Annotated in this window: 25 protein-coding genes and 1 pseudogene; 19 read left to right on the plus strand and 7 right to left on the minus strand. The window is 56.2% G+C overall.

Annotated elements, in window-relative coordinates; genetic code table 11:
• Nucleotides 1-281: 281 nt before the first annotated feature.
• Nucleotides 282-2,705, minus strand: coding sequence for a glycerol-3-phosphate 1-O-acyltransferase PlsB (gene plsB, locus QLG07_RS02845; RefSeq protein ID WP_048917575.1), 2,424 nt, complete (start codon nucleotides 2,703-2,705; stop codon nucleotides 282-284).
• 128 nt (nucleotides 2,706-2,833) lie between these two features.
• Here plsB and QLG07_RS02850 point away from each other — a divergent pair, with 128 nt between their 5' ends.
• The 4 genes from QLG07_RS02850 (at nucleotide 2,834) to QLG07_RS02865 (ending at nucleotide 5,750) form a co-directional block, all read left to right on the plus strand.
• Complete coding sequence (locus QLG07_RS02850; protein ID WP_048917592.1) at nucleotides 2,834-3,202, plus strand: diacylglycerol kinase; 369 nt, start codon at nucleotides 2,834-2,836, stop codon at nucleotides 3,200-3,202.
• A gap of 106 nt (nucleotides 3,203-3,308) precedes the next feature.
• Entirely contained in the window at nucleotides 3,309-3,917 is a 609-nt protein-coding gene (lexA, locus tag QLG07_RS02855; RefSeq protein WP_048917574.1) for a transcriptional repressor LexA, read from the plus strand.
• An 84-nt stretch (nucleotides 3,918-4,001) separates the two neighbouring features.
• Complete coding sequence (dinF, locus tag QLG07_RS02860) at nucleotides 4,002-5,324, plus strand: MATE family efflux transporter DinF (protein ID WP_282468429.1); 1,323 nt, start codon at nucleotides 4,002-4,004, stop codon at nucleotides 5,322-5,324.
• A gap of 216 nt (nucleotides 5,325-5,540) precedes the next feature.
• Nucleotides 5,541-5,750, plus strand: a complete 210-nt coding sequence (locus tag QLG07_RS02865) for a CsbD family protein (protein WP_048917572.1) — start codon at nucleotides 5,541-5,543, stop codon at nucleotides 5,748-5,750.
• Between the two features lie 80 nt (nucleotides 5,751-5,830).
• On the opposite strand, the gene zur is transcribed toward QLG07_RS02865, so the two are convergent.
• The gene (gene zur, locus QLG07_RS02870) at nucleotides 5,831-6,346 is read right to left on the minus strand and encodes a zinc uptake transcriptional repressor Zur (protein ID WP_048917571.1); all 516 of its coding nucleotides are present in this window, start codon (nucleotides 6,344-6,346) and stop codon (nucleotides 5,831-5,833) included.
• 443 nt (nucleotides 6,347-6,789) lie between these two features.
• On the opposite strand from zur, the gene QLG07_RS02875 reads away from it, so the two are divergent.
• The 7 genes from QLG07_RS02875 to pspG all read left to right on the plus strand — a co-directional run bounded on the left by QLG07_RS02875 (nucleotide 6,790) and on the right by pspG (nucleotide 12,050).
• A complete protein-coding gene (locus QLG07_RS02875; RefSeq protein WP_282468430.1) occupies nucleotides 6,790-8,019 on the plus strand; it encodes a conjugal transfer protein TraF in 1,230 nt (409 codons plus the stop codon).
• A 157-nt stretch (nucleotides 8,020-8,176) separates the two neighbouring features.
• Nucleotides 8,177-8,455 carry a type II toxin-antitoxin system RelE/ParE family toxin gene (locus QLG07_RS02880; protein WP_282468431.1) on the plus strand — a complete coding sequence of 93 codons (279 nt, stop codon included), beginning with the start codon at nucleotides 8,177-8,179 and terminating at the stop codon, nucleotides 8,453-8,455.
• On the plus strand, nucleotides 8,455-8,739 hold the full coding sequence (locus QLG07_RS02885) for a HigA family addiction module antitoxin (RefSeq protein WP_133622187.1): 285 nt from the start codon (nucleotides 8,455-8,457) through the stop codon (nucleotides 8,737-8,739). Before QLG07_RS02880 ends, QLG07_RS02885 begins: the two co-directional genes overlap by 1 nt.
• Nucleotides 8,740-9,306: 567 nt before the next feature.
• The gene (locus QLG07_RS02890) at nucleotides 9,307-9,852 is read left to right on the plus strand and encodes a hypothetical protein (protein ID WP_282468432.1); all 546 of its coding nucleotides are present in this window, start codon (nucleotides 9,307-9,309) and stop codon (nucleotides 9,850-9,852) included.
• A 256-nt stretch (nucleotides 9,853-10,108) separates the two neighbouring features.
• Nucleotides 10,109-10,270, plus strand: a complete 162-nt coding sequence (locus QLG07_RS02895) for a hypothetical protein (protein ID WP_282468433.1) — start codon at nucleotides 10,109-10,111, stop codon at nucleotides 10,268-10,270.
• 394 nt (nucleotides 10,271-10,664) lie between these two features.
• A complete protein-coding gene (gene dusA, locus QLG07_RS02900) occupies nucleotides 10,665-11,660 on the plus strand; it encodes a tRNA dihydrouridine(20/20a) synthase DusA (protein WP_282468434.1) in 996 nt (331 codons plus the stop codon).
• A 156-nt stretch (nucleotides 11,661-11,816) separates the two neighbouring features.
• Entirely contained in the window at nucleotides 11,817-12,050 is a 234-nt protein-coding gene (gene pspG, locus QLG07_RS02905; RefSeq protein WP_048917568.1) for an envelope stress response protein PspG, read from the plus strand.
• Between the two features lie 269 nt (nucleotides 12,051-12,319).
• Here pspG and QLG07_RS02910 read toward each other — a convergent pair whose 3' ends face one another.
• Nucleotides 12,320-13,300 (minus strand): quinone oxidoreductase, encoded by a 981-nt coding sequence (locus QLG07_RS02910; RefSeq protein WP_048917567.1) that lies wholly within the window; start codon nucleotides 13,298-13,300, stop codon nucleotides 12,320-12,322.
• 100 nt (nucleotides 13,301-13,400) lie between these two features.
• Between QLG07_RS02910 and dnaB the strand changes: the two genes are divergently transcribed.
• The 6 genes from dnaB to QLG07_RS02940 all read left to right on the plus strand — a co-directional run bounded on the left by dnaB (nucleotide 13,401) and on the right by QLG07_RS02940 (nucleotide 18,431).
• Nucleotides 13,401-14,816: a replicative DNA helicase gene (dnaB, locus tag QLG07_RS02915; protein ID WP_048917566.1), complete on the plus strand. Its 1,416-nt coding sequence runs from the start codon at nucleotides 13,401-13,403 to the stop codon at nucleotides 14,814-14,816.
• 160 nt (nucleotides 14,817-14,976) lie between these two features.
• Nucleotides 14,977-15,456, plus strand: a complete 480-nt coding sequence (locus tag QLG07_RS02920; RefSeq protein WP_282468435.1) for an Lrp/AsnC family transcriptional regulator — start codon at nucleotides 14,977-14,979, stop codon at nucleotides 15,454-15,456.
• A 276-nt stretch (nucleotides 15,457-15,732) separates the two neighbouring features.
• Nucleotides 15,733-16,347, plus strand: coding sequence for a YitT family protein (locus tag QLG07_RS02925; RefSeq protein WP_048917564.1), 615 nt, complete (start codon nucleotides 15,733-15,735; stop codon nucleotides 16,345-16,347).
• A 39-nt stretch (nucleotides 16,348-16,386) separates the two neighbouring features.
• Nucleotides 16,387-17,580, plus strand: coding sequence for an amino acid aminotransferase (locus tag QLG07_RS02930; RefSeq protein WP_282468436.1), 1,194 nt, complete (start codon nucleotides 16,387-16,389; stop codon nucleotides 17,578-17,580).
• A 105-nt stretch (nucleotides 17,581-17,685) separates the two neighbouring features.
• Nucleotides 17,686-18,105 (plus strand): secondary thiamine-phosphate synthase enzyme YjbQ, encoded by a 420-nt coding sequence (locus tag QLG07_RS02935; protein ID WP_048917562.1) that lies wholly within the window; start codon nucleotides 17,686-17,688, stop codon nucleotides 18,103-18,105.
• Between the two features lie 2 nt (nucleotides 18,106-18,107).
• Nucleotides 18,108-18,431 carry an MmcQ/YjbR family DNA-binding protein gene (locus QLG07_RS02940; RefSeq protein ID WP_048917561.1) on the plus strand — a complete coding sequence of 108 codons (324 nt, stop codon included), beginning with the start codon at nucleotides 18,108-18,110 and terminating at the stop codon, nucleotides 18,429-18,431.
• Nucleotides 18,432-18,485: 54 nt separating this feature from the next.
• Here QLG07_RS02940 and QLG07_RS02945 read toward each other — a convergent pair whose 3' ends face one another.
• Both QLG07_RS02945 and uvrA read right to left on the minus strand, forming a co-directional pair.
• Nucleotides 18,486-19,541: an NAD(P)-dependent alcohol dehydrogenase gene (locus QLG07_RS02945; protein WP_282468437.1), complete on the minus strand. Its 1,056-nt coding sequence runs from the start codon at nucleotides 19,539-19,541 to the stop codon at nucleotides 18,486-18,488.
• A 300-nt stretch (nucleotides 19,542-19,841) separates the two neighbouring features.
• On the minus strand, nucleotides 19,842-22,670 hold the full coding sequence (gene uvrA / locus QLG07_RS02950) for an excinuclease ABC subunit UvrA (protein ID WP_048917559.1): 2,829 nt from the start codon (nucleotides 22,668-22,670) through the stop codon (nucleotides 19,842-19,844).
• Between the two features lie 251 nt (nucleotides 22,671-22,921).
• Here uvrA and ssb1 point away from each other — a divergent pair, with 251 nt between their 5' ends.
• Nucleotides 22,922-23,470, plus strand: a complete 549-nt coding sequence (gene ssb1 / locus QLG07_RS02955; RefSeq protein WP_048917558.1) for a single-stranded DNA-binding protein SSB1 — start codon at nucleotides 22,922-22,924, stop codon at nucleotides 23,468-23,470.
• Between the two features lie 109 nt (nucleotides 23,471-23,579).
• Here the strand turns inward: ssb1 and QLG07_RS02960 are convergent.
• Nucleotides 23,580-23,696: pseudogene (locus QLG07_RS02960) on the minus strand (DUF2442 domain-containing protein); the annotation flags it as partial.
• 44 nt (nucleotides 23,697-23,740) lie between these two features.
• Entirely contained in the window at nucleotides 23,741-24,655 is a 915-nt protein-coding gene (locus tag QLG07_RS02965; protein WP_282468438.1) for a lipid kinase, read from the minus strand.
• 396 nt (nucleotides 24,656-25,051) lie between these two features.
• Here QLG07_RS02965 and gdhA point away from each other — a divergent pair, with 396 nt between their 5' ends.
• Complete coding sequence (gene gdhA / locus QLG07_RS02970) at nucleotides 25,052-26,395, plus strand: NADP-specific glutamate dehydrogenase (protein ID WP_048917556.1); 1,344 nt, start codon at nucleotides 25,052-25,054, stop codon at nucleotides 26,393-26,395.
• Nucleotides 26,396-26,406: the final 11 nt, after the last annotated feature.

Genomic DNA, 26,406 nt, shown 5'->3' on the forward strand with positions numbered 1-26,406 from the left:
ATGCCCGACCCCTACAGAAAACCGGTAGCGCACCCGCAGGGCATGAGCATGCCCGACCCCTGCAGATAACCGGGAGCGCATCCGCAGGGCCTAGGCATGCCGTCCCCCTACGCATAAGCGGTAACGCATCCGTAGGGGACGGGCATGCCCGTCCCGCAGGCACCAAGTTTCCAACGCATTAAAAAAGGGTCGACCGCAAAAAAGGTCGACCCTTACATGAATTGGGTGCCGTGAGTTGTAGGGGCCGATCTATTGTTTCGATCGGCCCGTAGATCCTGTCCTCAGTCGGGCGCGACCGCGCTCTCAATCGTCATCCGGACTTCCTGAGTGATCAGCTCGGCCAGCAGCTGATAAACCTGCTGCGTGCGCTCGACCTGGGCGTCGCCAGAATCACTGATATAGCCCTCATCACGCAGCGTCAGCACCAGTGAAGTAAACACCGCTTTATCAAAGAACTCCGGCGCGTTAATCCCGTGCAGCACCGACAGGCGCTGGGCCATGGTGCGGCTCTCTTTCTCCAGCGTACCGCGATTGATTGCCGGGTTAGCGCTGAGGATAGAGAAGGTAATCGCGTAACGCTGCAGGGTTTCACGGACGCCAGCCGCCAGCAGCTGCAGCGTGCGGAAACGACCCGGGCTCAGGCGCAGCGTGCTTTCATCGGCATTCAGCAGCCCCTGGCGCGCCATCTCCGCGATCAGCGCATCCAGCACCGCAGGCAGTTCTGCAATATCCCAGCGCAGGAACAGCTCGGCCTTCAGCATCGGATAAACCACGCTCACCTGGCGCAGCAGCCCGGCGCGGTCGATCTCGCGGTGCTGCATCAGAATCGCAGCAATCAGCGACGGCAGGACCAGCATGTGATGAATGTTGTTGCGGTAATAGGTCATCAGCACCGCCTGCTCGCGCGGCAGAATGACAATCTCACCGATGCTGTCCTGCTCCAGCTCGAACTTATTCATGCTCAGCGCATGTTCCAGCAGCGCTTCCGGCGTCATATCCGGCACGGTGGAGTCCGGCGAATAGGGCACGTTGCGCAGCAGTTGGGTATAGCAGTCGAGCTGTTCAGTCAGCTGTTCACGCGTCATCGAACGCTGGCGCGAGGCCAGCAGCGCGGTGACGCACAGGTTCATGGCATTAGCGGCACCGGCGTTGTTGATGCGCACCATCACTTTCTGAGCGATATCGTTGACGGCCGGGGTCAGCCACGCCGGGCGCTGGGCTTCAATAGGGTCGATCGCGTCACGCCACTCCGGCACCTGCTGGTTAAGGTAGGAGACCAGCGGCAGCGGCTCACCGAAGTTGACGTAGCCCTGACCGAGGTTGCGCAGCTTACGCAGCCCGCGCACCATCGACATAAAGCCCTCTTTCTCTTTCGTCGCCCCGCGCAGCTCTTTGGCGTAAGTACCCACTTCCATCACGTGCTCGTAACCGATGTAGATGGGCACCAGGGTAATTGGGCGATTACCGCCGCGCAGCATCGCCTGAATGGTCATCGACAGCGTGCCGGTTTTCGGGTCGAGCAGGCGACCGGTACGTGAACGGCCCCCCTCAACGAAATACTCCACCGAATAGCCGCGGGTAAACAGCTCGCCGAGATATTCGCGGAACACCGTGGAGTAGAGCTTGTTACCCTTGAAGGTGCGGCGAATAAAGAACGCACCCAGGCGGCGGAAGATCGGACCGGCTGGCCAGAAGTTCAGGTTGATACCGGCAGCGATATGCGGCGGCACCAGACCCTGGTGATACAGTACGTAAGAGAGCAGCAGGTAGTCCATATGGCTGCGATGGCAGGGGACGTAAACAATTTCATGCCCGTCCTGCGCCAGCTGGCGCACGCGCTCGCCGCCATTAACGTTGATGCCCTGATACAGCTTGCTCCAGGTCCAGCCCATAATGCGGTCGGTGAGGCGAATCGCCTCGTAGGAGAAGTCGGCAGCGATCTCTTCCATCAGCTCAACGGCGTTCTGCTGGGCTTTCTCATGGGAAATTTTCTTACTGCGCGCTTCATCCTCCACCGCCTTGGCGATAGCTTTCGACTGCAGCAGCTTATTGAACAGGTCCTGACGCACCGGCAGGCGTGGCCCGACGGCAGCCAGACGCTGGCGGGCAAAGTGCATCCGCGCCACGCGGGCCAGCTTCTGGGCAATAATCTTGTCGGTGCCGTGCTCGGTGGCCATATGGCGTAAAGAGACCATCGGCGAGAAGCGCACAAAGCTGTCGCGGCCCAGCCACAGCACCGCAAAGAATTTCTGAATGCCGTTCAGCATCCGCAGATGCGGCTGTGCATCGCCCTGAACCTCGCGGCCCGGCGAGCGCCCGAACATCACCGATACCGGCACCATCTGCACATCCAGTTCCGGATGGCTGCGGTGCAGGTCGAGATATTCATGGAACAGCTTGACTGACTCAAGGTTCGGCACGAAATAGGGGAATACGCGTGGGCCATCATGGATAAACACATGACGTGGCAAAACGGCCCCGTCTATCTCCAGCGGTTCCAGCGGATCGGGGAGATCCTGCTTGCGGCACTGCTCTCGCAGTGCAAGGAGATCGGCCTTTGAATCATAAGGCAGTACATACATAATAGGGCGCGACGTATCCAGCCCGAGCTCGGCAACCGGCTCAGCGGGGATCGCCTTGCTTTTTACCAGGAATTTAACTGGTAGATTCAATAAGTTATAATATAAATTACGCCAACCTGACATAGACAACATGAAGCCTCTTGTTAGCAAAGCGCCGCAAGCATACCAGAAAGCGCCAACAGATTCTGTGGTGTTGCAAAATGTGCGCCACCCAGACATTGACGTTCAACATCGTAAAGGGTTCCCTGATTATGGCAAATAACGTCACCGGATTGACTCGGATTATAAAAGCTGCGGGCTATTCCTGGAAAGGTTTACGCGCGGCATGGCAGCATGAAGCGGCATTTCGTCAGGAGGCTATCGCCGCGATTGTTGCCATTGTTGTTGCTCTGTGGCTCGACGTGGACGCCATCACTCGTGTCCTGCTGGTCGGCTCCGTGGTGCTGGTGATTATCGTTGAGGTGCTCAATAGCGCCGTTGAAGCGGTCGTCGACCGCATCGGCAGTGAAATTCACCCGCTGGCAGGCCGGGCGAAAGACATGGGTTCGGCAGCCGTATTGCTGACGATTTTGCTGGCTGTTTTTGTCTGGATCATGCTGTTAGTGCCGCATTTGCGATGAGTTTTCCAAAATTTGCAACAAACTGAATTTTGACCAACTTTAGGTTTTCATCGCGCAAATACCTGTATATACTCACAGTCGACTGTATAAACAACCAGGGGGCGGGATGAAAGCACTAACGGCAAGGCAGCAGCAGGTTTACGACCTGATTCGCGACCACATTAACCAGACCGGCATGCCGCCGACACGGGCAGAGATTGCTACGCAGCTCGGTTTCCGTTCCCCGAATGCCGCTGAAGAACACCTCAAAGCGTTGGCGCGTAAAGGCGTGATTGAGATTGTTTCAGGCGCTTCACGCGGTATCCGCCTGATGATGGAAGAAGAAGACGGTCTTCCGCTGATTGGTCGCGTCGCCGCAGGTGAACCACTGCTGGCTGAGCAACATATCGAAGGCCACTACAAAGTGGACCCTGACCTGTTTAAACCGGGCGCCGATTTCCTGCTGCGCGTCAGCGGAATGTCGATGAGAGATATCGGCATTATGGATGGTGACCTGCTGGCGGTACATAAAACTGAAGACGTGCGTAACGGCCAGGTGGTGGTTGCCCGTATCGATGATGAAGTGACCGTGAAGCGCCTGAAGCGCCAGGGTAACACCGTGCATCTGCTGCCGGAAAACCCGGAATTCCAGCCTATCGTGGTTGACCTGCGTAACCAGACGCTGACCATCGAAGGTCTGGCCGTCGGCGTGATCCGCAACGGCAACTGGCTGTAGCAGTTACTCCCTCTAAGCGGGTCGGTCATGACCGACCCCGACTAAATCCAGATACCGACCCCTGTGAAATCCTGGTAACGCACCATGCGACTCCTCACTACAGCTGATAAACACCTCTGGCGGCTGGCGCTGCCGATGATCCTCTCCAATATCACCGTGCCGCTGCTAGGCCTGGTGGATACCGCCGTGATTGGCCATCTCGATAGCCCGGTTTACCTGGGCGGCGTTGCGGTCGGTACTACCGTTACCAGCTTCCTGTTTATGCTGCTGCTGTTCCTGCGTATGAGCACCACCGGGCTGACCGCGCAGGCATTTGGCGCGCAGGACAAACCTGCGCTGGCGCGCGCGCTAATGCAGCCGCTGCTGCTGGCACTGCTCGCCGGGCTGCTGTTCATCATCCTGAAAACGCCGCTCACTCAGCTGGCGCTCAGTCTGACCGGCGGCAGCGAGGCGGTGCTGCACCAGGCGGCGCTGTTTATGCAGATCCGCTGGCTCAGCGCCCCGGCAACGCTGGCTAACCTGGTGCTGCTCGGCTGGCTGCTGGGCGTGCAGTATGCGCGTGCGCCGGTGATCCTGCTGGTGGTCGGTAACCTGGTGAATATTCTGCTCGACCTGTGGTTCGTTATCGGCCTGGGGTGGGGCGTGCAGGGCGCGGCGGCGGCCACCGCTATTGCGGAGTACGTCAGCTTTATTGTCGGGCTGCTGCTGGTGTGGCGGGTGATGGTACTGCGCGGCCTGTCGCTGCGCCTGCTGCTTAATGCCTGGCGCGGAAACCTGGGGCGCCTGCTGCGACTTAATCGCGACATCATGCTGCGCTCGCTGCTGCTGCAAATCTGCTTCGCCTCGCTGACCCTCTTCGGGGCGCGGCTCGGCAGCGATGTGGTGGCGGTCAATGCAGTGCTGCTGATGTTCCTGACTTTTACCGCCTATGCCCTCGACGGCTTTGCCTATGCGGTGGAAGCCTGCTCCGGCGAAGCCTACGGCGCCAGCAACAGCCAGCGCCTGCTCAGCGTCTGGCACGCTGCCTGCCGCCAGTCGGTGGTGGTAGCCATCGCCTTCTCGTTACTCTATGCGCTGTGTGGCGAGCAGATAGTCGCGTTGCTGACCTCGCTACAGCCGCTGCAGCAGCTGGCCGATCGCTATCTTTGGTGGCAGGTTGTGATGCCGCTGGCGGGAGTGGGATGCTATCTGCTGGACGGGATGTTTATTGGCGCCACGCGCGCCAGCGAGATGCGCAACGGCATGGCGATAGCCGCGGTCGGTTTTGCCTTAACCCTGTGCAGCGTTCCCTGGTTGGGTAATCATGGGCTGTGGCTGGCAATGACCGTGTTCCTGCTGCTGCGCGGCCTGACGCTGTGGATTATCTGGCGCAGGCACTGGCGCAACGGCACCTGGTTTGCTCACTGAAACATTTGTTTACCTCTTCCGCCGCTGCGCTACCTCTATGATGTATTAGGGTTTTTCTCTGCTTTTCGGCTTTTTTATCAGGGGTTGTCGCAACGAGAACCCATTTCTCTACTACAATTATCTCTACGTTAAGCACTTGACCAGATATTTGACTGGTATCTAAGTGGAATTCTTAACCATAAAAGCTGTTTTAACCCAAGGTAGAGGAAACACATCATGAATAAAGACGAAGCCGGCGGTAACTGGAAACAGTTTAAAGGTAAAGTGAAAGAGCAATGGGGCAAGCTGACGGATGACGACCTGACCGTGGTTGAAGGTAAACGCGATCAGTTGGTCGGCAAAATCCAGGAGCGCTACGGCTATCAGAAAGATCAGGCCGAAAAAGAGCTTAAAGACTGGGAAACCCGTAACGATCATCGCTGGTAAGCGACGAACGACAGTAAGTATTAGCTCCTACCCAGGCACATGGAATGTGCCATCCCCCAATAATTCCCGCAAAAAATTTATCAACGCCCGCGCTTTTTGCTCTGCACGCTGTGATCGTGCTGGCACGCATCCTGATGGGTGCAGGCTTCAATCTCACCACACTCCTGACAAAATCCGTGCGCTTCAATCACACTATGCCCAAGGGTAAAACCTGACTTCAGGGCCAAAGATTTCAAGATATCTTCCACGCCATCCGCATGCTGCTCGCTTACTGAACCGCAGCGATCGCAAATCAACATCGCTGAGGTGTGCGAAGGCTCTTCAAAATGGTGGCAGACCACGTAGCTATTGGTTGACTCGACGCGGTGGATAAAACCCTGCTCCAGCAGGAAGTCCAGCGCCCGATAAATGGTCGGGGGTTTTGCCTGGGGTTCAGAGACGCGCAGCAGGTCCAGCAGGTCATAGGCGCTGATAGCCCCATTCTGTTCGCTCATCAGGCGCAGCACTTCAAGGCGCTGTGGCGTCAGACGCACGCTACGCTGCTGGCAAATCACTTCAGCCTGCGTCAGGATTTTTTCTGCACTGGTAATATTCATGGATCCCCCTCAGGCAAGATAGGATGTTATTTTATCACGTCTGCCACAAAACGCCGAGTTTGCCATTTTAACCTGCCGACCCTGTATAAATGACTGGTATTGCCGATAAGCTAAGCTGATAAAGAACCTTTAATCAGTGGCGGCTTAACGATCAGGTCCAGATTTTTTTTGATTAACACAACTAATCTGATTTGCAGCGCTTAGCGTTTATGTCTACCTTTTTTATAGGGCCGGATGCGTTTTTACCGCGAAGTCACAGTGTAAAAATGCTCAACTGTTAGCGTGTTAACAGATTAATAAAATGGCAATGACCTGAAAAGCCCACTCATTTTCTCTCAATTCACAGCAATGAAATGCTGCCTGTATGTTCATCATTCAGGTATGACGGTTGTGCGCGCGTTTTCGCATTCGCTTTTACATTTTCTATGGTGGATTCTGGGTAAATGGCTAATACATTCAAAAAGTTGATCGGGGTTTCCCGGCCTGTGGTGTTACCCGCTTTGTTTCTGGCGCCTTTCAGCGTGATGGCCGCCGGCAACTATTTCGACGCCCGCAACGATGCGATGGGCGGCACCGGCGTGGCCTCTTCAACCTACGGATCTGCGGTGCTGGCTAACCCAGCCCTGATGACCAAAGCGCAGCCGGAGGATAATGTCAGTATCATCCTGCCTGCGGCCGGTGCGCAGATCAGTGACAACGATAAGCTGATCGACAAAGTTGACGATCTGACCAACTCCGTCGACGGTTATCGTGACCTGCTGAATAACTTCGTCTTCCCCACCGATATTCCGCGTATCCAGGCCGCGGCGGGCGATTTAGCTAACCGGCTGGAGGATATTCGCGGTGAGAAAGCCTGGGGGCAGGCCGGTGCGGCATTTGCCGTGACGGTGCCGAATGATGTGCTGACCTATGCCCTGGTGACCAAAGCCTACGGAACAGCCTCAGTCAGTAGTGAAATCAGCCAGAGCGATATCGACAACCTGAACGCGGTCGCCGGGGGAGGCTTGCCATCATCGCTGGATCTCACTTCCGTCGGGCTGGGCCGTGGGGCCATCGTCTATGATTTCGGCGTGGCAATGGCGCATGAATTTGATATCGGTGGCCACCCGGTGTCGTTTGGCGTGACGCCGAAACTGCAGAAAACCACGCTGTATAACTACAGCGCCTCGGTGTACACCTACGACAAGTCAGACTTTACCGACGGTCGTTACAAGAACAACAATACCGGCTTTAACGTTGACGCCGGTGTCGCCACCGATCTCGGTGACAACTGGACGTTCGGCCTGAGCGGGCAGAACCTGATTTCGCGTGATATCGACACCAAAGAAGTGAATGGTTACATCGATACCTACCAGATCCGCCCGCTGGTCACTTCCGGCGTGTCGTTCCACACCGAGCGTCTGACCACCGCGCTGGATGTTGACCTGACGCCAACCAAACGCTTTAAGTCAATGCAGGACAGCCAGTACGCCTCGGTCGGTGCAGAATATCGTCTGCTGAGCTGGCTGCAGCTGCGCGCCGGCTACCGCGCCGATATGAAATCGAACGATACCAACGTGTTCACCGGTGGTTTCGGTATTTCACCGTACAACAAGGTGCATCTGGATCTCGCCGGAATGGCGGGTAAGGACAACACCTGGGGCGCGGTGGCGCAGCTGAACTTCACCTTCTGACCCTCTGCGGGCGAGGCTTGCCTCGCCCCTGCGCGATCCCCGTTTTACGTAGCCAAAACAGTGCCCTGAACTGCACGGGTGATGTAAATATCGCCAGGCGTTGCACGTTCAGGAACACGCGGTATGCTGTTCCACATTAAGGAACACGGACGCCACAATGATTACAAGCTTCAAACACAAAGGATTGAAAAATTTTTTCATGAAAGCCGATCGTAGCGGGATTGAACAAAAATGGGTGTCCCACATCAAGACACGGCTTACCGTAATCGACGCGGCTGAAACCATCGATGCTATCAATCTCCCCGGGTATGACCTGCATCAGCTCAAGGTCGATCGTGCCGACATCGGGTCAATCAGTGTCTCCGGGAACTGGCGCATCACGTTCAGGTTTATCGACGGAGATGCAGAAATTCTCAATCTGGAGGATTATCACTAATGAGAATGGCAACCCCCGCCTATCCGGGCGAAATCATCGCAGAGATTTTGGAAGACAATAACGTTAGTCTTCGACAGTTTGCTAAAGCCATGGACATTGCGCCGTCTACAGCAAGCCGTTTGCTGGCAGGGCAAACTTCGGTAACGTCTGAAATGGCGCTGAAATTGGCGGCTGTGGTTGGTAGCACCCCGGAAACCTGGCTGAAGATTCAGACGAACTTCAGCCTGAATGAAGCCAGGAAAAAGACTGATACCAGCCATTTGCACAAGCTGGCATTTGCTTGAGCCGGATTTAGGCACAAAAAAAGGGTATCCTTTCGGCTACCCCTCTCTGTTACTGCATCTTTTGCCATTCGTCTTTAGCTTCCTTTCTTCGCTTATCAATAAACTCCGCCGGGTCCGAAACATCCACTGTGCGCGGTGATTTCTGATAGCTGCGATCCGGAAAGTCGCGAGGAGCAATTCGCCACCGCGCTGGGTTGATACCAGGGGACGACCGGAAAAAAAGGTCGTCCCCTACAGGATCACTCCCCGCCGAGCTATCATTGCGCACAATATCGTCACCCCTTCTGATACAGAGTTAGCGCTTTTCATGACCGAGAAATTACCTGCACACCGCTTTTCCATTGCCCCGATGCTCGATAGGACTTACTGCTAAATAAAATCAATTAGTTACAGGTTTGTGGTGTCCTATTGGTGTCCTCGCATTACAGCTTTATCTGTTCTTGCTAAGCTTTCCTACCAGTCTGCCGATAGGTTTATTAGGGATAAAATTTTTGTCCGCATTTATCCGCTGATAAGTTTGAAAGCAAATGTTAACATGTCTTAATCGATTACTTTTTGGTTGTCTCAATGCTTTCTTTAAACGAAGTAGCACAACTGACTTATACTACGTTCCAGTACTACATGGATCAGCGTGGGATTAGCCTTGCTGTAGGGCCGTTAACCGATGCAGATGCCAACCTGCTAAGTAGGGCTTACGGGGATTTGAATTGGGATTGGTACATCACTACAGTCAGCAATCGAGATGATTGTTTCGGCCTTAGCCTCAAGTTGATGACCTCTCGCGAGCACAAACTGATTGAGAGTTCTCCAGCTGGCGTGTCATTGTCTACTTACAGCATTAACACCAAGACTTTTGACATCCATGCTGTTGAAAGCTTCGTAAGGGACTCGGAAGATCACCCATTGCGCCGACGGATGGTTTTGTATACTCTATACGCCGCAGTGATTTTTATGAACCAGGCTGGTGGTGAAGTGATCCGTATCATTGAGCCAGTAGAGGATAAAATCGCTTATTACGAATCCTTTGGATTCGAGATGAGTGAAAGCTGTGCTTACGTTATGACATGCACCTTGGCGAAGTTACAGGAAACCTTGGCTCGCATGGCTGACTGAGAATCGTCTTGAAAACCTTCGTGATGCACTCCATATGTTATAGTGTATCTGTGAAATGTAGTTGTAGCCTGAAAAGAGCTTGGCAGCTACCGAGCGAATCTTCTGCCGTTACGATAGTAACGATAGGTGAAAACAGGCTATGGCACGTCTGATATGTATTAGACTTAGGGTGTGAACGTTAGCACGCATCGCTGTCGTACATTGAAGACGCTACCTCGTTTAATATCTGGAATATGAGATTCCATTGAGGTGTTCTATGAAAATGCATCAAGAGCGTATGTTTGATACGATCCAAACTTACAAAAAAGCTGGTGAGGCTCTGGATTTCCTTATGAAAATTGGTCCTGCACTAGACGAAAAGGCACAGGCTCCTAGCCAAGAAAAGCAGGGCCGTCGCCGTTGCCGTGAAGCCGCATAGATGTAAATCGTCTTCATGAACCAATAAAAACCTCGCTTCGGCGGGGTTTTTTGCTTTTAGGCATTACCACTTATGTTCTTTGCTCACAACTTAACTGCAGCCAAAAAAAAGGGCAGCCTTTCGGCTACCCTTGAGGTCATTGCATCTTTTGCAACTCGTCTTTTGCTTCCTTCCTTCGCTTATCAATAAACTCCGCCGGGTCCGAAACATCCACTGTGCGCGGTGATTTCTTATAGCTGCGATCCGGAAAGTCGCGAGGAGCAATTCGCCACCGCGCAGGGTTGATACCAGGGGACGACCGGAAAAAAAGGTCGTCCCCTACAGGATCACTCCCCACCGTGCTATCATTGCGCACAATATCGTCACCCCTTCTGATACAGAGTTAGCGCTTTTCATGACCGAGAAATTACCTGCACACCGCTTTTCCATTGCCCCGATGCTCGACTGGACCGATCGTCACTGCCGTTACTTCCATCGCCAGTTGACGCGGCAGACGCTGCTGTACACCGAAATGGTGACCACCGGCGCGATCATCCACGGTAAAGGCGACTATCTGGCATTCAGCCCGGAAGAGCAGCCGGTTGCACTGCAGCTGGGCGGCAGCGATCCCACTGCGCTGGCGCAGTGTGCCGTGCTGGCGGAACAGCGCGGCTACAATGAGGTGAACCTCAACGTGGGCTGCCCGTCAGACCGCGTGCAGAACGGCCGCTTTGGTGCCTGCCTGATGGGTGAAGCCCAGCTGGTGGCGGATGGCATTAAAGCGATGCGCGATAAGGTCTCGATTCCGGTCACGGTGAAAACCCGCATCGGCATTGATGACCAGGACAGCTATGAATTTCTCTGTGATTTTATCCGCACGGTGTCAGAGCAGGGCGGCTGCGACTCTTTTATCATCCATGCGCGTAAAGCCTGGCTTTCCGGCCTCAGCCCGAAAGAGAACCGTGAAATCCCACCGCTCGACTACCCGCGCGTTTATCAGCTGAAGCGCGATTTCCCGCACCTGACGCTGGCGATTAACGGCGGCGTGAAGACGCTGGAAGAAGCGCAAACTCACCTGCAGCATCTTGACGGCGTAATGATGGGGCGCGAAGCCTATCAGAACCCTGGCCTGCTGGCGCAGGTGGACCAGCAGATTTTCGGCAGCAGTCAGCCGGTGGTGGACCCGGTTGCCGTGGTGCGCTCAATGTACCCCTACATTGAACGTGAACTGGCGAACGGCACCTACCTCGGCCATGTTACCCGTCATATGTTGGGCCTGTTCCAGGGGATCCCGGGTGCGCGCCAGTGGCGGCGTTACCTCAGCGAAAACGCGCACAAAGCGGGCGCGGGCGTTGACGTGGTCGAGAAGGCGCTCTCGCTGGTTGCCGATAAGATCCCTGCCGCAGTTTAAGTTCGTCAAAACTTCACCAGATTGTGATGAATTTCATCAGGGGAAATCCTCCCCTGGTGAATATTTCTCATGAATATCAATCAGTTAACTTCTTCTCTATTCTGGCACGCTTCTTGTAATAGCTCTCCTGGAGTTCAATATCTGGAGCGAGTGATTATGTTAGAGATCCTGTTTGTCATCGGTTTTTTTCTGATGCTGCTGCTGACCGGTATTTCCCTGCTGGGGATTATCGCGGCGCTGCTGGTTGCCACCGTGGTGATGTTCGTGGGTGGGCTGTTTGCTATTGTTATTAAATTGTTGCCGTGGCTGGTGGTGGCGGTGGTTGCCGTGTGGCTGTATCGCGCGTTGCGCAAGCCGTCAGCGGATGATAAGCCCTGGCTATCTCGCTGATATCAATCAGGAGTCTGTCGCTTTCGTGAATGTAATGCGGGCTGGATCACATCATGACAAATTGCTTAGCTGAATATCGCAATTAAACATATTTTTTACTTATGAATTCTGTCAGGATGGTTTAACTGAATCATCACGTATTCATCGCCGCTGACCCTACACCAGCGCGAACTATAAAAAAGAAAGAAACAAAAAGGGGCTTCCGCAAGGGAGCCCCATTTTTTTGCCTGAATGATGCAGTGGGTCAGGCATGCCTGACCCTGGAACATCTAGGGAATCAACAAGCTCGACCCCTGGGTGCCGCGGCTCTCGAGCGTCTGATGCGCCTTTTGCGCATCCGCCAGCGCAAATTTCTGTGCCTGTGGCACATCTACCCTGATCGCGTTGCTGGCAATCAGCGAGAACAGCTCATTGCTGGCCTGCGTCAGCGCCTCACGCGTGGTGATATAGCCGTTGAGCGACGGGCGGGTAACGTACAGCGAGCCTTTCTGATTCAGGATCGCCAGATTCACCCCGGTGACCGGGCCGGAAGAGTTGCCAAAGCTAACCATCAGCCCACGGCGTTGCAGGCAGTCGAGCGAGGCTTCCCAGGTATCTTTCCCCACCGAGTCATACACCACGCGCAGCTTTTTACCGTGCGTCAGCTCGCTGACCCGCCCGGCAATATTCTCTTCGCGATAATTAATGGTGGCCCATGCCCCGGCATCTTTTGCCATCTGCGCCTTCTCCGCTGAGCCTACTGTACCAATCAAATGCGCACCCAGCGCTTTCGCCCACTGGCAGGCAATCAGCCCAACGCCCCCGGCCGCCGCGTGGAACAGGAATACCTCATCCGGCTGCACCACATAGGTCTGGCGCAGCAGGTAATGCACGGTCAGCCCTTTGAGGAAGGAGGCAGCAGCCTGCTCAAAGGAGATGGCATCCGGCAGCAGCGCCAGCTTATCTACCGGCACGTTATGCACTTCGCTGTAGGCACCGAGGGAGGATTGCGCGTACACCACGCGGTCACCCGGCTTCAGTTCGCTGACGCCGGGGCCAACACGCGTCACCACGCCTGCCGCTTCGGTGCCTAAACCGGATGGCAGCGGGGCAGGATAAAGCCCGCTGCGCACGTAGGTATCGATATAGTTGATACCTATCGCTTTATTCTCAACCTGCACCTCTCCCGCAGCCGGATCGGCCGGGTCGAAGTCCACCAGTTGCATCACTTCGGGTGCGCCGTGCTGGCTGATTTGTATACGTTTTGCCATGATCACTCCTGTGGATTGCGCCGCGAATGGGGGAGGACGCAGGCTATGCAAACGAGTATACTTGCGCGTCCCCCCACAAGATTTTTGGTATTACATCACTATGGCAGGAAATAAACCCACCAACAAATCCTTCGAAAACCGTGAGCCGCGTGACCGTCAGATGGAAGGTCTGAAGCTGCCGCCGCACTCGCTGGAAGCAGAACAGTCGGTGTTGGGCGGTTTAATGCTGGATAACGAACGCTGGGATAATGTCTCCGAGCGCGTGGTGGCGAAGGACTTCTTCAGCCGACCGCACCGCATGATTTTCGCGGAAATGCAGCACCTGCTGGAACAGGGCAAGCCGATCGATCTGATCACGCTGTCCGAGTCGATGGAAACCAAGGGCGAGCTGAGCATGGTGGGTGGCTTTGCTTATCTGGCCGAGCTGTCGAAAAACACGCCAAGTGCGGCGAACATTGGCGCTTATGCCGATATCGTGCGCGAACGCGCGGTAGTACGTGAGATGATTGCGGTGGCGAATGAGATCGCCGACGCGGGTTACGATCCGCAGGGCCGTACCAGCGAGGATCTGCTCGATCTCGCTGAATCCCGCGTATTCCAGATCGCCGAAAGCCGCGCCAATAAAGATGACGGCCCGAAAAGCGTCGATCAGATCCTCGAAGCCACCATTGCGCGTATTGAATCGCTCTATCAGACGCCGCACGACGGGGTAACCGGCGTCGATACCGGCTATCACGACCTGAACAAGAAGACCGCGGGTCTGCAGCGCTCGGATCTGATTATCGTGGCGGCTCGTCCGGCAATGGGTAAAACCACCTTCGCCATGAACCTGTGTGAAAACGCCGCGATGCTGCAGGATAAACCGGTGCTGATCTTCAGCCTCGAGATGCCCGGCGAGCAGATCATGATGCGTATGCTGGCGTCGCTGTCGCGCGTGGACCAGACGCGCATTCGTACCGGCCAGCTGGATGATGAGGACTGGGCGCGTATCTCCAGCACCATGGGCATCCTGCTGGAGAAGAAGAACATGTTTATCGATGACTCTTCCGGGCTGACGCCAACCGAAGTCCGCTCGCGTGCGCGCCGTATCTTCCGCGAGCACGGCGGTCTGAGCATGATCATGATCGACTACCTGCAGCTGATGCGCGTGCCGTCACTGTCCGATAACCGTACGCTGGAGATCGCCGAGATCTCACGCTCGCTTAAGGCGCTGGCGAAAGAGCTGCAGGTGCCGGTGGTGGCGCTGTCGCAGCTTAACCGCTCCCTGGAGCAGCGTGCCGATAAGCGCCCGGTCAACTCCGACCTGCGTGAATCCGGCTCCATCGAGCAGGATGCCGACCTGATCATGTTTATCTACCGTGATGAGGTGTATCACGAAAACAGCGATCTGAAAGGGGTGGCGGAGATCATTCTGGGTAAGCAGCGTAACGGCCCCATCGGCACCGTGCGCCTGACCTTTAACGGCCAGTGGTCACGCTTCGATAACTACGCGGGCCCACAGTACGACGACGAATAATCACATCATTAACGGGCCGATCGAAAAAGAGGATCGGCCCCTACGGTTCACCCCAGCCTCGTTACCCTCTCCGGATCATTACAAAATAGTGTTGGACAACACTGCAAAAAATGCGGTTATCTGTCGGTAAGCAGTACCCAGCAACCGGCATGGACGAACGATGACCCAGATTGATGATTTCGACCTTAAGATACTGACTTTACTGGAAGCAAACGGCCGCCTGACCAATCAGGAACTGAGCGATATCGTCGGGCTTTCCGCCTCACAGTGTTCCCGCCGCCGCATTAACCTTGAGCAGGCGGGATTGATCCTCGGCTACCACGCCAGGCTGTCGCCGGATGCGGTGGGTTTAGGCATGATCGGCCTGATTGAGGTGCGTCTGATCAACCATACCGCGGAATACGTTGAGAGTTTTCACCGCATGGTGGCGGAGCAGGCGGGCATTGTTGATGCCTATAAAACCACCGGAGATGCCGATTACCTGTTAAAAGTCGCGGTTGCCGATCTCGCCGGGCTGAGTGCTTTAATCAGCCAGCTGGTCGCCGGGCATCAGAGCGTGGCGCATGTGAAAACCTCAGTGGTCCTCAACCGTCTGAAGGAGAATGGTTTGATGTCGGTAAGCGAGAATCTGCTGCGCTAGAATGGTGCGTGTTACGCACCGCAATTGTGCATAAAACTCCGGATGCATGCGGTATCCGTGCGGGAATACAGCTTTCAGTGCGTGAAATGACGTCGTATTAATCATTTCATGCACAAAATCGAGAAATAAAGCGCCTTGTATTCAATGGGTTAATTCGCTGGCACCATCCGGTGGTTTGAACCTCCACCGGATTGGTGCGATTTTTGCTAGGTTATTGCTAAAATTTGGCGGTCCCTCTGCCATATCCCTAGTCATAATCACCAGAGAATCAATCTGATGGACAACGTGGTACACCCTGTCAAAATCCCCCATACCCTGCTGGAAGATGTGCTGGCTATCGTGCTCGGCACTCTGATGGTCTCCTTTGGCGTTACCCTGTTAAAACAGGCCGGGGCGTTAACCGGCAGCACTGCAGGCATTGCCTTTCTCATCAGTTACCTGAGCAAAACCTCTTTTGGCCTCGCTTTCTTTCTGATTAACATCCCGTTCTACTGGCTGGCGGTCAGGCGCATGGGATGGGCATTCACTGTAAAAACCTTCTCAGCCGTGGCGCTGGTTTCGCTCTTCAGCCACCTGCACCCGTTATTTATCCATTTTTCCGCGCTGGATCCCTTTTATGCGACACTGTTCGGTAACGTGGTGATGGGAATTGGGTTTATAGTGTTATTTCGCCATAAGGCCAGCCTTGGCGGCATCAATATTCTGGCGCTGTGGCTGCAGGACCGTTACGGTATCCGTGCCGGAAAATTGCAGATGGTGGTCGATACCTGCGTGGTGCTGGCCTCGCTGTTTGTGGTCTCACGCGAGATGCTGGCAGCCTCAATTGCCGGAGCCGTGGTGCTCAACCTGATTATCGCCATGAACCATCGCCCTGGCCGCTATTTCGTCTGAGTCGCTGAATTTATTGATTATTTAATGGAGATTTGCACCGTGTTTCAAAACGTTGATGCCTACGCTGGCGACCCGATCCTCTCCCTGATGGAAACCTTCAAGCAGGATGCCCGCCCGCACAAGGTCAACCTGAGCATTGGTCTGTACTACAACGAGCAGGGTGTGATACCACAGATGCAGGCTGTTGCCGCCGCTGAAGAGCAGCTGCACGCCCAGCCGCAGGCCGCCTCGCTCTATCTGCCGATGGAAGGGCTGCCGCCTTACCGCAGCGCCATCGCACCTTTGCTGTTCGGCGCCGAGCACCCGGTACTGAAAGCGGGCCGCATCGCCACTATTCAGACGCTGGGCGGTTCCGGTGCGCTGAAAGTCGGTGCCGACTTCCTGAAGTTCTACTTCCCGAATTCGCAGGTGTGGGTCAGCGATCCGACGTGGGAAAACCATATCGCCATCTTCAACGGTGCCGGTTTCACCGTAAATACCTACCCGTGGTACGACACGGCAACCAACGGCGTGAAGTTTGATGCGCTGCTGGAAAAACTCAGTACGCTGCCGGCGCAAAGCATCGTGCTGCTGCATCCGTGCTGTCACAACCCAACCGGTGCTGACCTGACTAATGCACAGTGGGATGAAGTGACCAGGGTGCTGAAAGATCGCGAGCTGATCCCGTTCCTCGACATCGCCTATCAGGGCTTTGGCGGCGGCATGGAGGAAGATGCCTACGCTATTCGCAGCATCGCCGCAGCGGGCCTGCCAGCGCTGGTCAGTAACTCATTCTCAAAAATCTTCTCGCTGTACGGCGAGCGCGTTGGCGGTCTGTCAATCGTCTGCGATGACGCCGAAGAATCCGCCCGCGTACTGGGCCAGCTGAAGGCCACCGTGCGCCGCAACTACTCCAGCCCGCCAAACTTCGGGGCGCAGGTGGTTTCCTGCGTGCTGAATAACCCTGAGCTGAAGGCCAGCTGGCTGGCGGAAGTGGAAGCGATGCGCCTGCGTATTATTGAGATGCGCCAGGTGCTGGTGGACGCGCTGACTCAGGCGGTGCCGGGCAAGAACTTCGACTTCCTGCTCAAGCAGCGCGGTATGTTCAGCTACACCGGCCTGAGCGCTGCACAGGTTGATCGCCTGCGTAACGAGTTTGGTGTCTATCTGATCGCCAGCGGCCGCGTCTGCATGGCCGGTCTCAACCGCAACAACGTGCATCAGGTAGCGGAAGCCTTCGCCGCCGTGATGTAATTTCTGCTGGCCGGGGCTGCCCGGCTACAGTTTTTCCCTTTTCAGGTTTACCTTTTCGCCACTTGCTGCACACTTAACGGAACCGATAAGTTAAGGAGCCGTATCATGTGGTATCAGCAAACCCTTACCCTGAACGAAAAACCACGCGGATTTCATCTGGTTACTGACGAAATCCTCGCAGAGCTGCGCCGCTTAGCGGATGTTCAGACCGGGCTGTTGCACCTGCTATTGCAGCACACTTCCGCCTCACTGACGCTGAATGAGAACTGCGACCCAACGGTCCGTGCCGATATGGAGCAGCATTTCCTGCGCACGGTACCGGAAGATGCGCCGTATCAGCACGATTACGAAGGGGCCGACGATATGCCCGCCCACATCAAGTCCTCACTGCTGGGCACCTCGCTGATGCTGCCGGTCAGCCGCGGGCGTCTGCTGCTGGGGACCTGGCAGGGGATCTATCTTGGTGAACACCGTATTCACGGCGGGCAGCGGCGCATTGTCGCCACTTTACAGGGGGATGATTAATTATGACGGTTTCCGATTTGCTCACCTACTGCATGAACAAACCCGGCGCGCAGCAGAGCGTGCACAGCGACTGGAAAGCCACGCAGATTAAGGTCGATGATGTGATGTTTGCCATGGTGCACGAGATTGATGGCCACCCGGCGGTGGCACTGAAGTGCAGCCCGGCGCTGGCGGAGTTGATCCGCGAGCAACACAGCGATGTGCATCCCAGCGCGCACCTCAATCCGTCGCACTGGAACACCGTACTGCTCGACGGTTCGCTTAAAGATTCACAGATCTATTATCTGGTCGATGCATCGCTGCAGCAGATCCAGAAACAGTTATAACGGGTGTTGACCTTCAGGAACCCCGTTGGGGTCGGCCAGCCCCTACCCGCTTCATTATGAGGCGCGCAGTGAATCGATATCGATCACGAAACGGTACTTCACGTCGCTTTTCAGCATACGCTCGTAGGCCTCATTGATCTGATCGATCTTAATCATCTCGATATCGGAAGTGATGTTGTGCTTACCACAGAAATCCAGCATCTCCTGCGTCTCTTTGATCCCACCAATCAGCGATCCTGCCACGCTGCGGCGTTTGAAGATCATATTAACCACCTGCGTTGACGGATGGTCATGCTCCGGCACGCCAACCAGCGTCATGGTGCCATCGCGGCGCAGCAGGTTGATAAACGGGTTGAGATCGTGCTGAGCAGCAACGGTGTTAAGAATGAAGTCGAAGCTGTTGGTGTGCTGCGCCATCTGATCGGCATCTTTCGAGATCACCACTTCATCGGCGCCCAGGCGCTTACCGTCTTCTACTTTAGAAGGCGAAGTAGTGAAGAGCACCACGTGCGCACCCATCGCATGAGCAATTTTCACGCCCATATGACCCAGTCCGCCAAGGCCAACGATACCGACTTTTTTGCCCGGGCCAACGCCCCAGTGATGCAGTGGGGAGAAGGTGGTGATACCCGCGCACAGCAGCGGAGCAGCACCGGCCGGATCAAGATTTTCCGGCACGCGCAGCACGAAGTCTTCGTGTACGACCACTTGAGTCGCGTAACCGCCGTAGGTGATATCGCCGCTGGTGCGGTCTTTACCGTTGTAGGTGCCGACGAAACCCTCTTCGCAGTACTGCTCAAGATCCTCTTTACAGCTGTCGCAGGTGCGGCAGGAGTCGACCATACAGCCTACGCCGACCAGATCGCCAACTTTGTATTTATGGCCGTGCGCGCCGACTGCCGTCACGCGGCCAACAATCTCGTGGCCTGGCACTACCGGGAAGATCGTGTTGCGCCATTCATTGCGCGCCTGGTGCAGGTCAGAGTGGCACACGCCGCAGTACTGCACTTCAATCTGCACATCATGTTCACGCAGTTCGCGCGGTTTAAATTCAAACGGAGCCAGCGGAGATTTTGCGTCCTGAGCGGCATAAGCATGCGTAATATTCATTGGTCTCTCCAGTTGTGGATGATGTGGCGCAGTGGCCGTAATGGCGGGAGCAGGCAGCAGGAAAAGCGGGCCTTCTCCGCAAAAAGATGAAGGTTAAGCATAGTCACTCAACGGCGTAACGGGTATATCCAAAACTCGCTAAGTCTTGCCTGATCCTGCAAGATTTTGTGGTAATTGTAAGAAAAGTGCAGCAAATAGCGGGGAAAACCAGGGCTGACAGTAGCGGGGCAGGCATGCCCGACCCGTACGGGATTGCGGCGGGTATAAGCCAGGGGCGAGGCATGCCTCGCCCGTCGGTTATTAACCCTGTAACAGCGGTTTCAGGAAGCGCGCGGTGTGCGAACGCTCGCACTGCGCCACGGTTTCCGGCGTGCCGGAGACGAGGATTTCACCGCCGCCGCTGCCGCCTTCCGGGCCGAGATCGACAATCCAGTCGGCGGTTTTGATCACATCAAGGTTGTGCTCAATCACCACGATGGTATTGCCCTGGTCGCGCAGCTGGTGCAGGACTTCCAGCAACTGCTGGATATCGGCGAAGTGCAGACCGGTGGTCGGCTCATCAAGGATATACAGCGTCTGCCCGGTGCCGCGCTTCGACAGCTCACGCGCCAGCTTCACGCGCTGCGCTTCACCGCCGGACAGCGTGGTAGCCGACTGACCGAGGCGGATATACGACAGGCCAACGTCCATCAGCGTTTGCAGCTTACGCGCCAGCGCCGGTACCGCATCGAAGAACTCACGCGCTTCTTCAATGGTCATCTCCAGCACTTCATGAATGCTCTTGCCCTTGTACTTTACTTCCAGCGTCTCGCGGTTATAGCGTTTGCCTTTACACTGGTCGCACGGCACGTAGATATCCGGCAGGAAGTGCATCTCAACCTTGATCACGCCGTCGCCCTGGCAGGCTTCGCAGCGCCCGCCGCGCACGTTAAAGCTGAAACGCCCCGGCGTGTAGCCACGGGTACGTGATTCCGGCACCCCGGCAAACAGCTCGCGCACCGGGGTAAAGATACCGGTATAGGTTGCCGGGTTGGAGCGCGGCGTGCGGCCAATCGGGCTTTGATCGATATCGATAACTTTGTCGAAGTGCTCCATGCCGCTGATGCTGCGGTAAGGCGCGGCTTCGGCAATGGTGGCGCCGTTCAGCTGGCGCTGGGCCAGCGGGAACAGGGTATCGTTGATCAGCGTCGATTTACCGGAGCCGGACACGCCGGTAACGCAGGTAAACAGGCCAACCGGCAGCGTCAGGGTGACATCCTTCAGGTTGTTGCCGCTGGCTCCGGTCAGCTTCAGCACTTTCGCCGGGTCGCCCTTCACCCGCTCCTCAGGAATGGCGATGCCGCGCTTGCCGCTGAGGAACTGCCCGGTCAGCGACGCTTCTACAGCCATAATGTCGTCAACGGTGCCTTCGGCGACAATCTGCCCGCCGTGCACGCCCGCGCCGGGCCCGATATCGATCACATGGTCAGCAGCGCGAATCGCATCTTCATCATGCTCCACCACAATCACCGTATTGCCGAGATTGCGCAGGTGGACCAGCGTTTCCAGCAGGCGTTCATTGTCGCGCTGATGCAGACCGATAGACGGCTCATCCAGTACGTACATCACGCCGACCAGTCCGGCACCAATCTGGCTGGCCAGACGAATACGCTGCGCCTCACCGCCGGAGAGCGTTTCCGCCGAGCGCGACATCGACAGGTAGTTCAGCCCGACGTTCACCAGGAACTTCAGGCGGTCGCCGATCTCTTTCAGCACTTTCTCAGCAATCTGCGCGCGCTGGCCGCTGAGCTTCATATTCTGGAAAAACGCCATCGCATGGCCGATGCTCATATCTGAGATGGTCGGCAGCGTGGTGTTCTCAACAAAAACGTGGCGTGCTTCACGGCGCAGACGGGTGCCGTGGCAGCTGGTGCAGGAGCGGTTACTGATAAATTTCGCCAGCTCTTCGCGTACCGCAGACGATTCTGTCTCTTTATAACGGCGCTCGATATTGTGCAGCACGCCCTCGAACGGATGGCGGCGCACTGAAGTGTCTCCGCGATCGTTGACGTATTTAAACTCGATATTGTCTTTGCCGGAACCGTACAGGATCACCTTGCGGCTCTCTTCCGGCAGGGAGTTGAACGGCGCTTCGATATCAAACTTCAGATGCTCCGCCAGCGAGCGCAGCATCTGGAAATAGTAGAAGTTGCGGCGGTCCCAGCCGCGGATCGCGCCGCCGGCCAGCGACAGCTCCGGGTTCTGCACCACGCGCTCCGGGTCGAAATACTGCTGAACGCCCAACCCGTCACAGGTCGGGCAGGCACCGGCCGGGTTATTGAAGGAGAACAGGCGGGGTTCCAGCTCGTTCATGCTGTAGCCGCAAATCGGGCAGGCGAAGTTGGCCGAGAACAGCAGCTCTTCAGCGGCGGCGTCATCCATATCGGCCACCACGGCGGTGCCGCCGGAGAGCTCCAGCGCGGTTTCAAACGACTCTGCCAGGCGCTGCGCGAGATCGTCACGTACCTTAAAGCGGTCCACCACCACTTCGATGGTGTGTTTCTTCTGCAGTTCCAGCTTTGGCGGATCGGAGAGATCGCACACTTCACCGTCGATGCGGGCGCGGATATAGCCCTGGCTGGCGAGGTTTTCCAGCGTTTTGCTGTGCTCACCTTTGCGATCTTTGACGATCGGGGCCAGCAGCATCAGGCGGCGGCCTTCCGGCTGCGCCAGCACGTTGTCCACCATCTGGCTAACGGTCTGTGCCGCCAGCGTGACGTCGTGATCCGGACAGCGCGGTTCGCCAACGCGGGCAAACAGCAGGCGCAGGTAGTCATGGATTTCGGTAATGGTGCCGACGGTGGAACGCGGGTTATGCGAGGTAGATTTCTGCTCGATCGAAATCGCCGGAGAAAGACCCTCAATGTGGTCAACGTCCGGTTTTTCCATCAGTGACAGGAACTGGCGCGCATAGGCGGAGAGCGATTCAACGTAGCGGCGCTGACCCTCGGCGTACAGCGTATCAAACGCCAGCGAGGACTTGCCGGAACCTGACAGGCCGGTCACCACGATCAGTTTATCGCGCGGAATGGTCAGGTTGATGTTTTTCAAATTGTGGGTGCGGGCACCCCGTACTTCGATCTTATCCATTCACAATTCCCGGATTAGCACAAACCTCACCATGCCTGCCCGGCACGGCCAGAAAGAAACGTGTCATTATGGCACAAAAAAACCTGAATGGATAACCAGTGTTTTGCCCTGAAGTGCCATGCAAACTGATGCAACGCTGCAACGAAAGTAAGCCTTTTTCGAGGCGTCTCCTAAATGTAGGATCTCAGGGTAGCCCATGATAGAATTTTGCGCCTAGACTTAGAGAACGAACATTAACCGGAGAGAGCAACATGGCCAGCAGAGGCGTAAACAAAGTAATTTTAGTCGGAAATCTGGGGCAGGACCCGGAAGTTCGCTACATGCCGAATGGCGGTGCCGTTGCCAACATCACTCTGGCTACCTCCGAATCCTGGCGCGACAAGCAGACCGGCGAAACCAAAGAGAAAACTGAATGGCACCGTGTTGTGCTGTTCGGCAAGCTGGCTGAAGTGGCCGGTGAATACCTGCGTAAAGGCTCTCAGGTTTATATCGAAGGCGCACTGCAGACCCGTAAATGGACTGACCAGGCTGGCGTTGAGAAGTACACCACTGAAGTTGTGGTTAACGTTGGCGGCACCATGCAGATGCTGGGCGGTCGTGCTCAGGGCGGCGGTGCTCCAGCAGGCGGCGGTCAGGGCGCAGGCAACAACAACGGTTGGGGCCAGCCTCAGCAGCCACAGGGCGGCAACCAGTTCAGCGGCGGCGCACAGCAGTCCCGTCCGCAGCAGGCTCCACAGCAGAACAGCGCACCTGCTAACAATGAGCCACCAATGGACTTCGACGACGACATCCCTTTCTGATTTGACAGCGTCGTCAGCGAGTCAAAAAAAGCCCCGCATGCCAATGCGGGGCTTTTTGTTTTCAGCTGATGACGGGGGCCAATCAGCCCGCCCTAGCGCGGAGGCGCTTTCAGGCTACATGATGAGGGCGGTGTGTAACATCACCTCGGCCTTTAAGGAGTCCTGCGACGGAAATATCTTCATCCAGCTCATCCCAGTGAATCCCACCAGGACTCAGCTCGTAACTCGTCAAAACGAGGATGTTTTCAATCTCCGGATTGAAATTTAAGGTCAATCAACAGGTTTTATCGCAGGCGCAAACACCTGAATAGCTCTAGTTTTGATTGTGAAGCGAGCAGGGGTCTGCCCGATCAGCTCACCGTCGGCGTTGATATCATGCGGGCGACGGGTGGTCAGCGTCAGCGCAGTGGTGGAAAGCGTGCGCACCTTGCGCCAGCGGCCATGCGTGCCGCGCCGCAGCGCAGGCAGCAGGGCGATCATCTGCCACCAGTGCGCCACTTCCAGGCTGTACACGTCCAGCAATCCGTCATCGGGGGCAGCACTCTGTTCCACGGTCATCCCGCCGCCGTAAAAACGCCCGTTGCCGACTGAAACCTGTACGGTTTTCACCTTCTCGGTCACGCCGTCATGCTCAATGCTGGCGCTAAACGGGCGGCTCTGTTTCAGCAGCTTAAACGCGGCCAGCGCATAGCCGAAGGTGCCCCAGCGCTTTTTCGATTCGGCGGTCAGATGGCGGGCAAGCGTGGCGGAAAAGCCGATGCTGGAGACGTTGAAAAACAGGTGGCCATTAACTTCGCCAAGATCGACCTCCCGGCGATGTCCGGCGGCAATAATTTTTACCGCCTGCTGCAGATCGTTGCTGATGCCGAGCGTGCGGGCAAAATCATTGGCGGTACCCAGCGGCAATACGCCGAGCGGCAAGCCGCTGCTCATTAACCCCGGCGCTGCGGCATTCAGGCTGCCGTCACCGCCGCCAACAATCACCAGATCAATGCCGTCGGCCCAGGCGCGGATCAGGTCACTGCTGCTGCGGCGATCCTCTTTTGGCGGTTCAATCACGTCGATGCGGTGCGCTGACAGGCTCTGTTTCGCCTGCTGGCGTAGCGCTTTGCCATTGCGCGAATGCTCATTGATCAATAACAGCGCGGTCAGATTAAGTGGCTCAGAATCGGTGTTATCTCTCATTAGGCTTAATTCAACTCATTGAACGGAACGGGGGGAGAGTGCATCGAATCACGGTAATGAGCAGGTGAGCAATCGCCATTTCTCATGTTTACATTTATCGATAAATCATGACGTCCCCTTTTTCTGCCTCTGCGCCAATTACCCCTGTTTATCTCACGATTTCGGTCATAACTTTTTCTTATCGGTCCTCTCTGCCTTGAGGGGGCGCCAGGGCAGAGCTGGCGGTGCTTTGCGCGATTTTTGCTGCTTTTCCCTGCGCTTTTCAACTCATCACTTTTTCATTGCACCCTTAAAGTGCGATGATATAGTCGCGCAAGGAACCTCATCATCCCTCTGATTATCCTGAAAAATAATGAATGTCATCAGGGCTAGCTCATCTCGCATAAGGAATTTGTTATGACAGCTTTTACCTCTCTGGAAGCGTTTCTCACCTCTTTACAGCAGCGCGATCCGCATCAGCCGGAGTATCTGCAGGCGGTGCGCGAAGTTTTCACCTCCCTGTGGCCATTCCTCGAACAAAACCCTCACTATCAGCAGCAGGCGCTGCTGGAGCGGCTGGTTGAGCCGGAGCGCGCTATTCAGTTCCGCGTGGCCTGGGTTGATGATAAAGGCCAGGTGCAGGTTAATCGTGCGTGGCGCGTGCAGTTCAGCTCGGCGATTGGTCCGTATAAAGGAGGGATGCGCTTTCATCCATCGGTAAATCTGTCGATCCTCAAGTTCCTCGGCTTCGAGCAGACCTTTAAAAATGCGCTGACGACGTTACCCATGGGCGGTGGCAAGGGCGGTTCTGATTTCAACCCGAAAGGGAAAAGTCACGGTGAAGTGATGCGCTTCTGTCAGGCGCTGATGACCGAACTGTATCGCCACCTTGGCCCGGATACCGACGTTCCGGCCGGGGATATCGGCGTGGGCGGGCGCGAAGTGGCATTTATGGCTGGGATGATGAAGAAGCTGTCGAATAACACCGCCTGCGTGTTCACCGGCAAAGGACTGTCGTTCGGCGGCAGCCTGATCCGCCCGGAAGCGACCGGCTATGGCCTGGTGTACTTTACCGACGCGATGCTGAAACGCCACGGTCTGGGCTTTGAGGGCAGCACGGTTGCCGTGTCCGGCGCGGGCAACGTGGCGCAGTATGCGATTGAAAAGGCGATGGCGCTGGGCGCGCGCGTGCTGACCGCGTCGGATTCACGCGGCACGGTAGTGGATGAAGCGGGCTTTACGCCTGCGAGCCTGGCGCATCTGGCCGAGATCAAAAACGAACGATACGGCAGCGTGGAAGAGTATGCGCGCGAACGCAACCTGGTGTATCTCGCCGGGCAGCAGCCGTGGAGCGTGCCGGTGGATATCGCGCTGCCGTGCGCCACGCAGAATGAGCTGGATCTACCTGCCGCCCGTCTGCTGATTGCCAATGGCGTGAAGGCGGTGGCGGAAGGTGCCAACATGCCAACCACCATCCAGGCGACCGATGCGTTTCTTGATGCGGGCGTGCTGTTTGCGCCCGGCAAGGCAGCGAATGCGGGCGGGGTGGCGACTTCCGGGCTGGAGATGGCGCAGAACGCCGCGCGTCTGAGCTGGAAGGCGGAGAAGGTCGATATCCGCCTGCAACATATCATGCTGGATATCCACCACGCCTGCGTGGAGCACGGCGGGGAAGGCAAGCAGACGCACTACGTGCGCGGCGCCAACATTGCCGGATTCGTCAAAGTCGCCGACGCGATGCTGGCGCAGGGCGTGCTGTAACCGCGATGACC

The sequence above is a fragment of the Erwinia sp. V90_4 genome, from assembly GCF_029967685.1.
Taxonomy (GTDB): Bacteria; Pseudomonadota; Gammaproteobacteria; order Enterobacterales; family Enterobacteriaceae; genus Erwinia; species Erwinia aphidicola.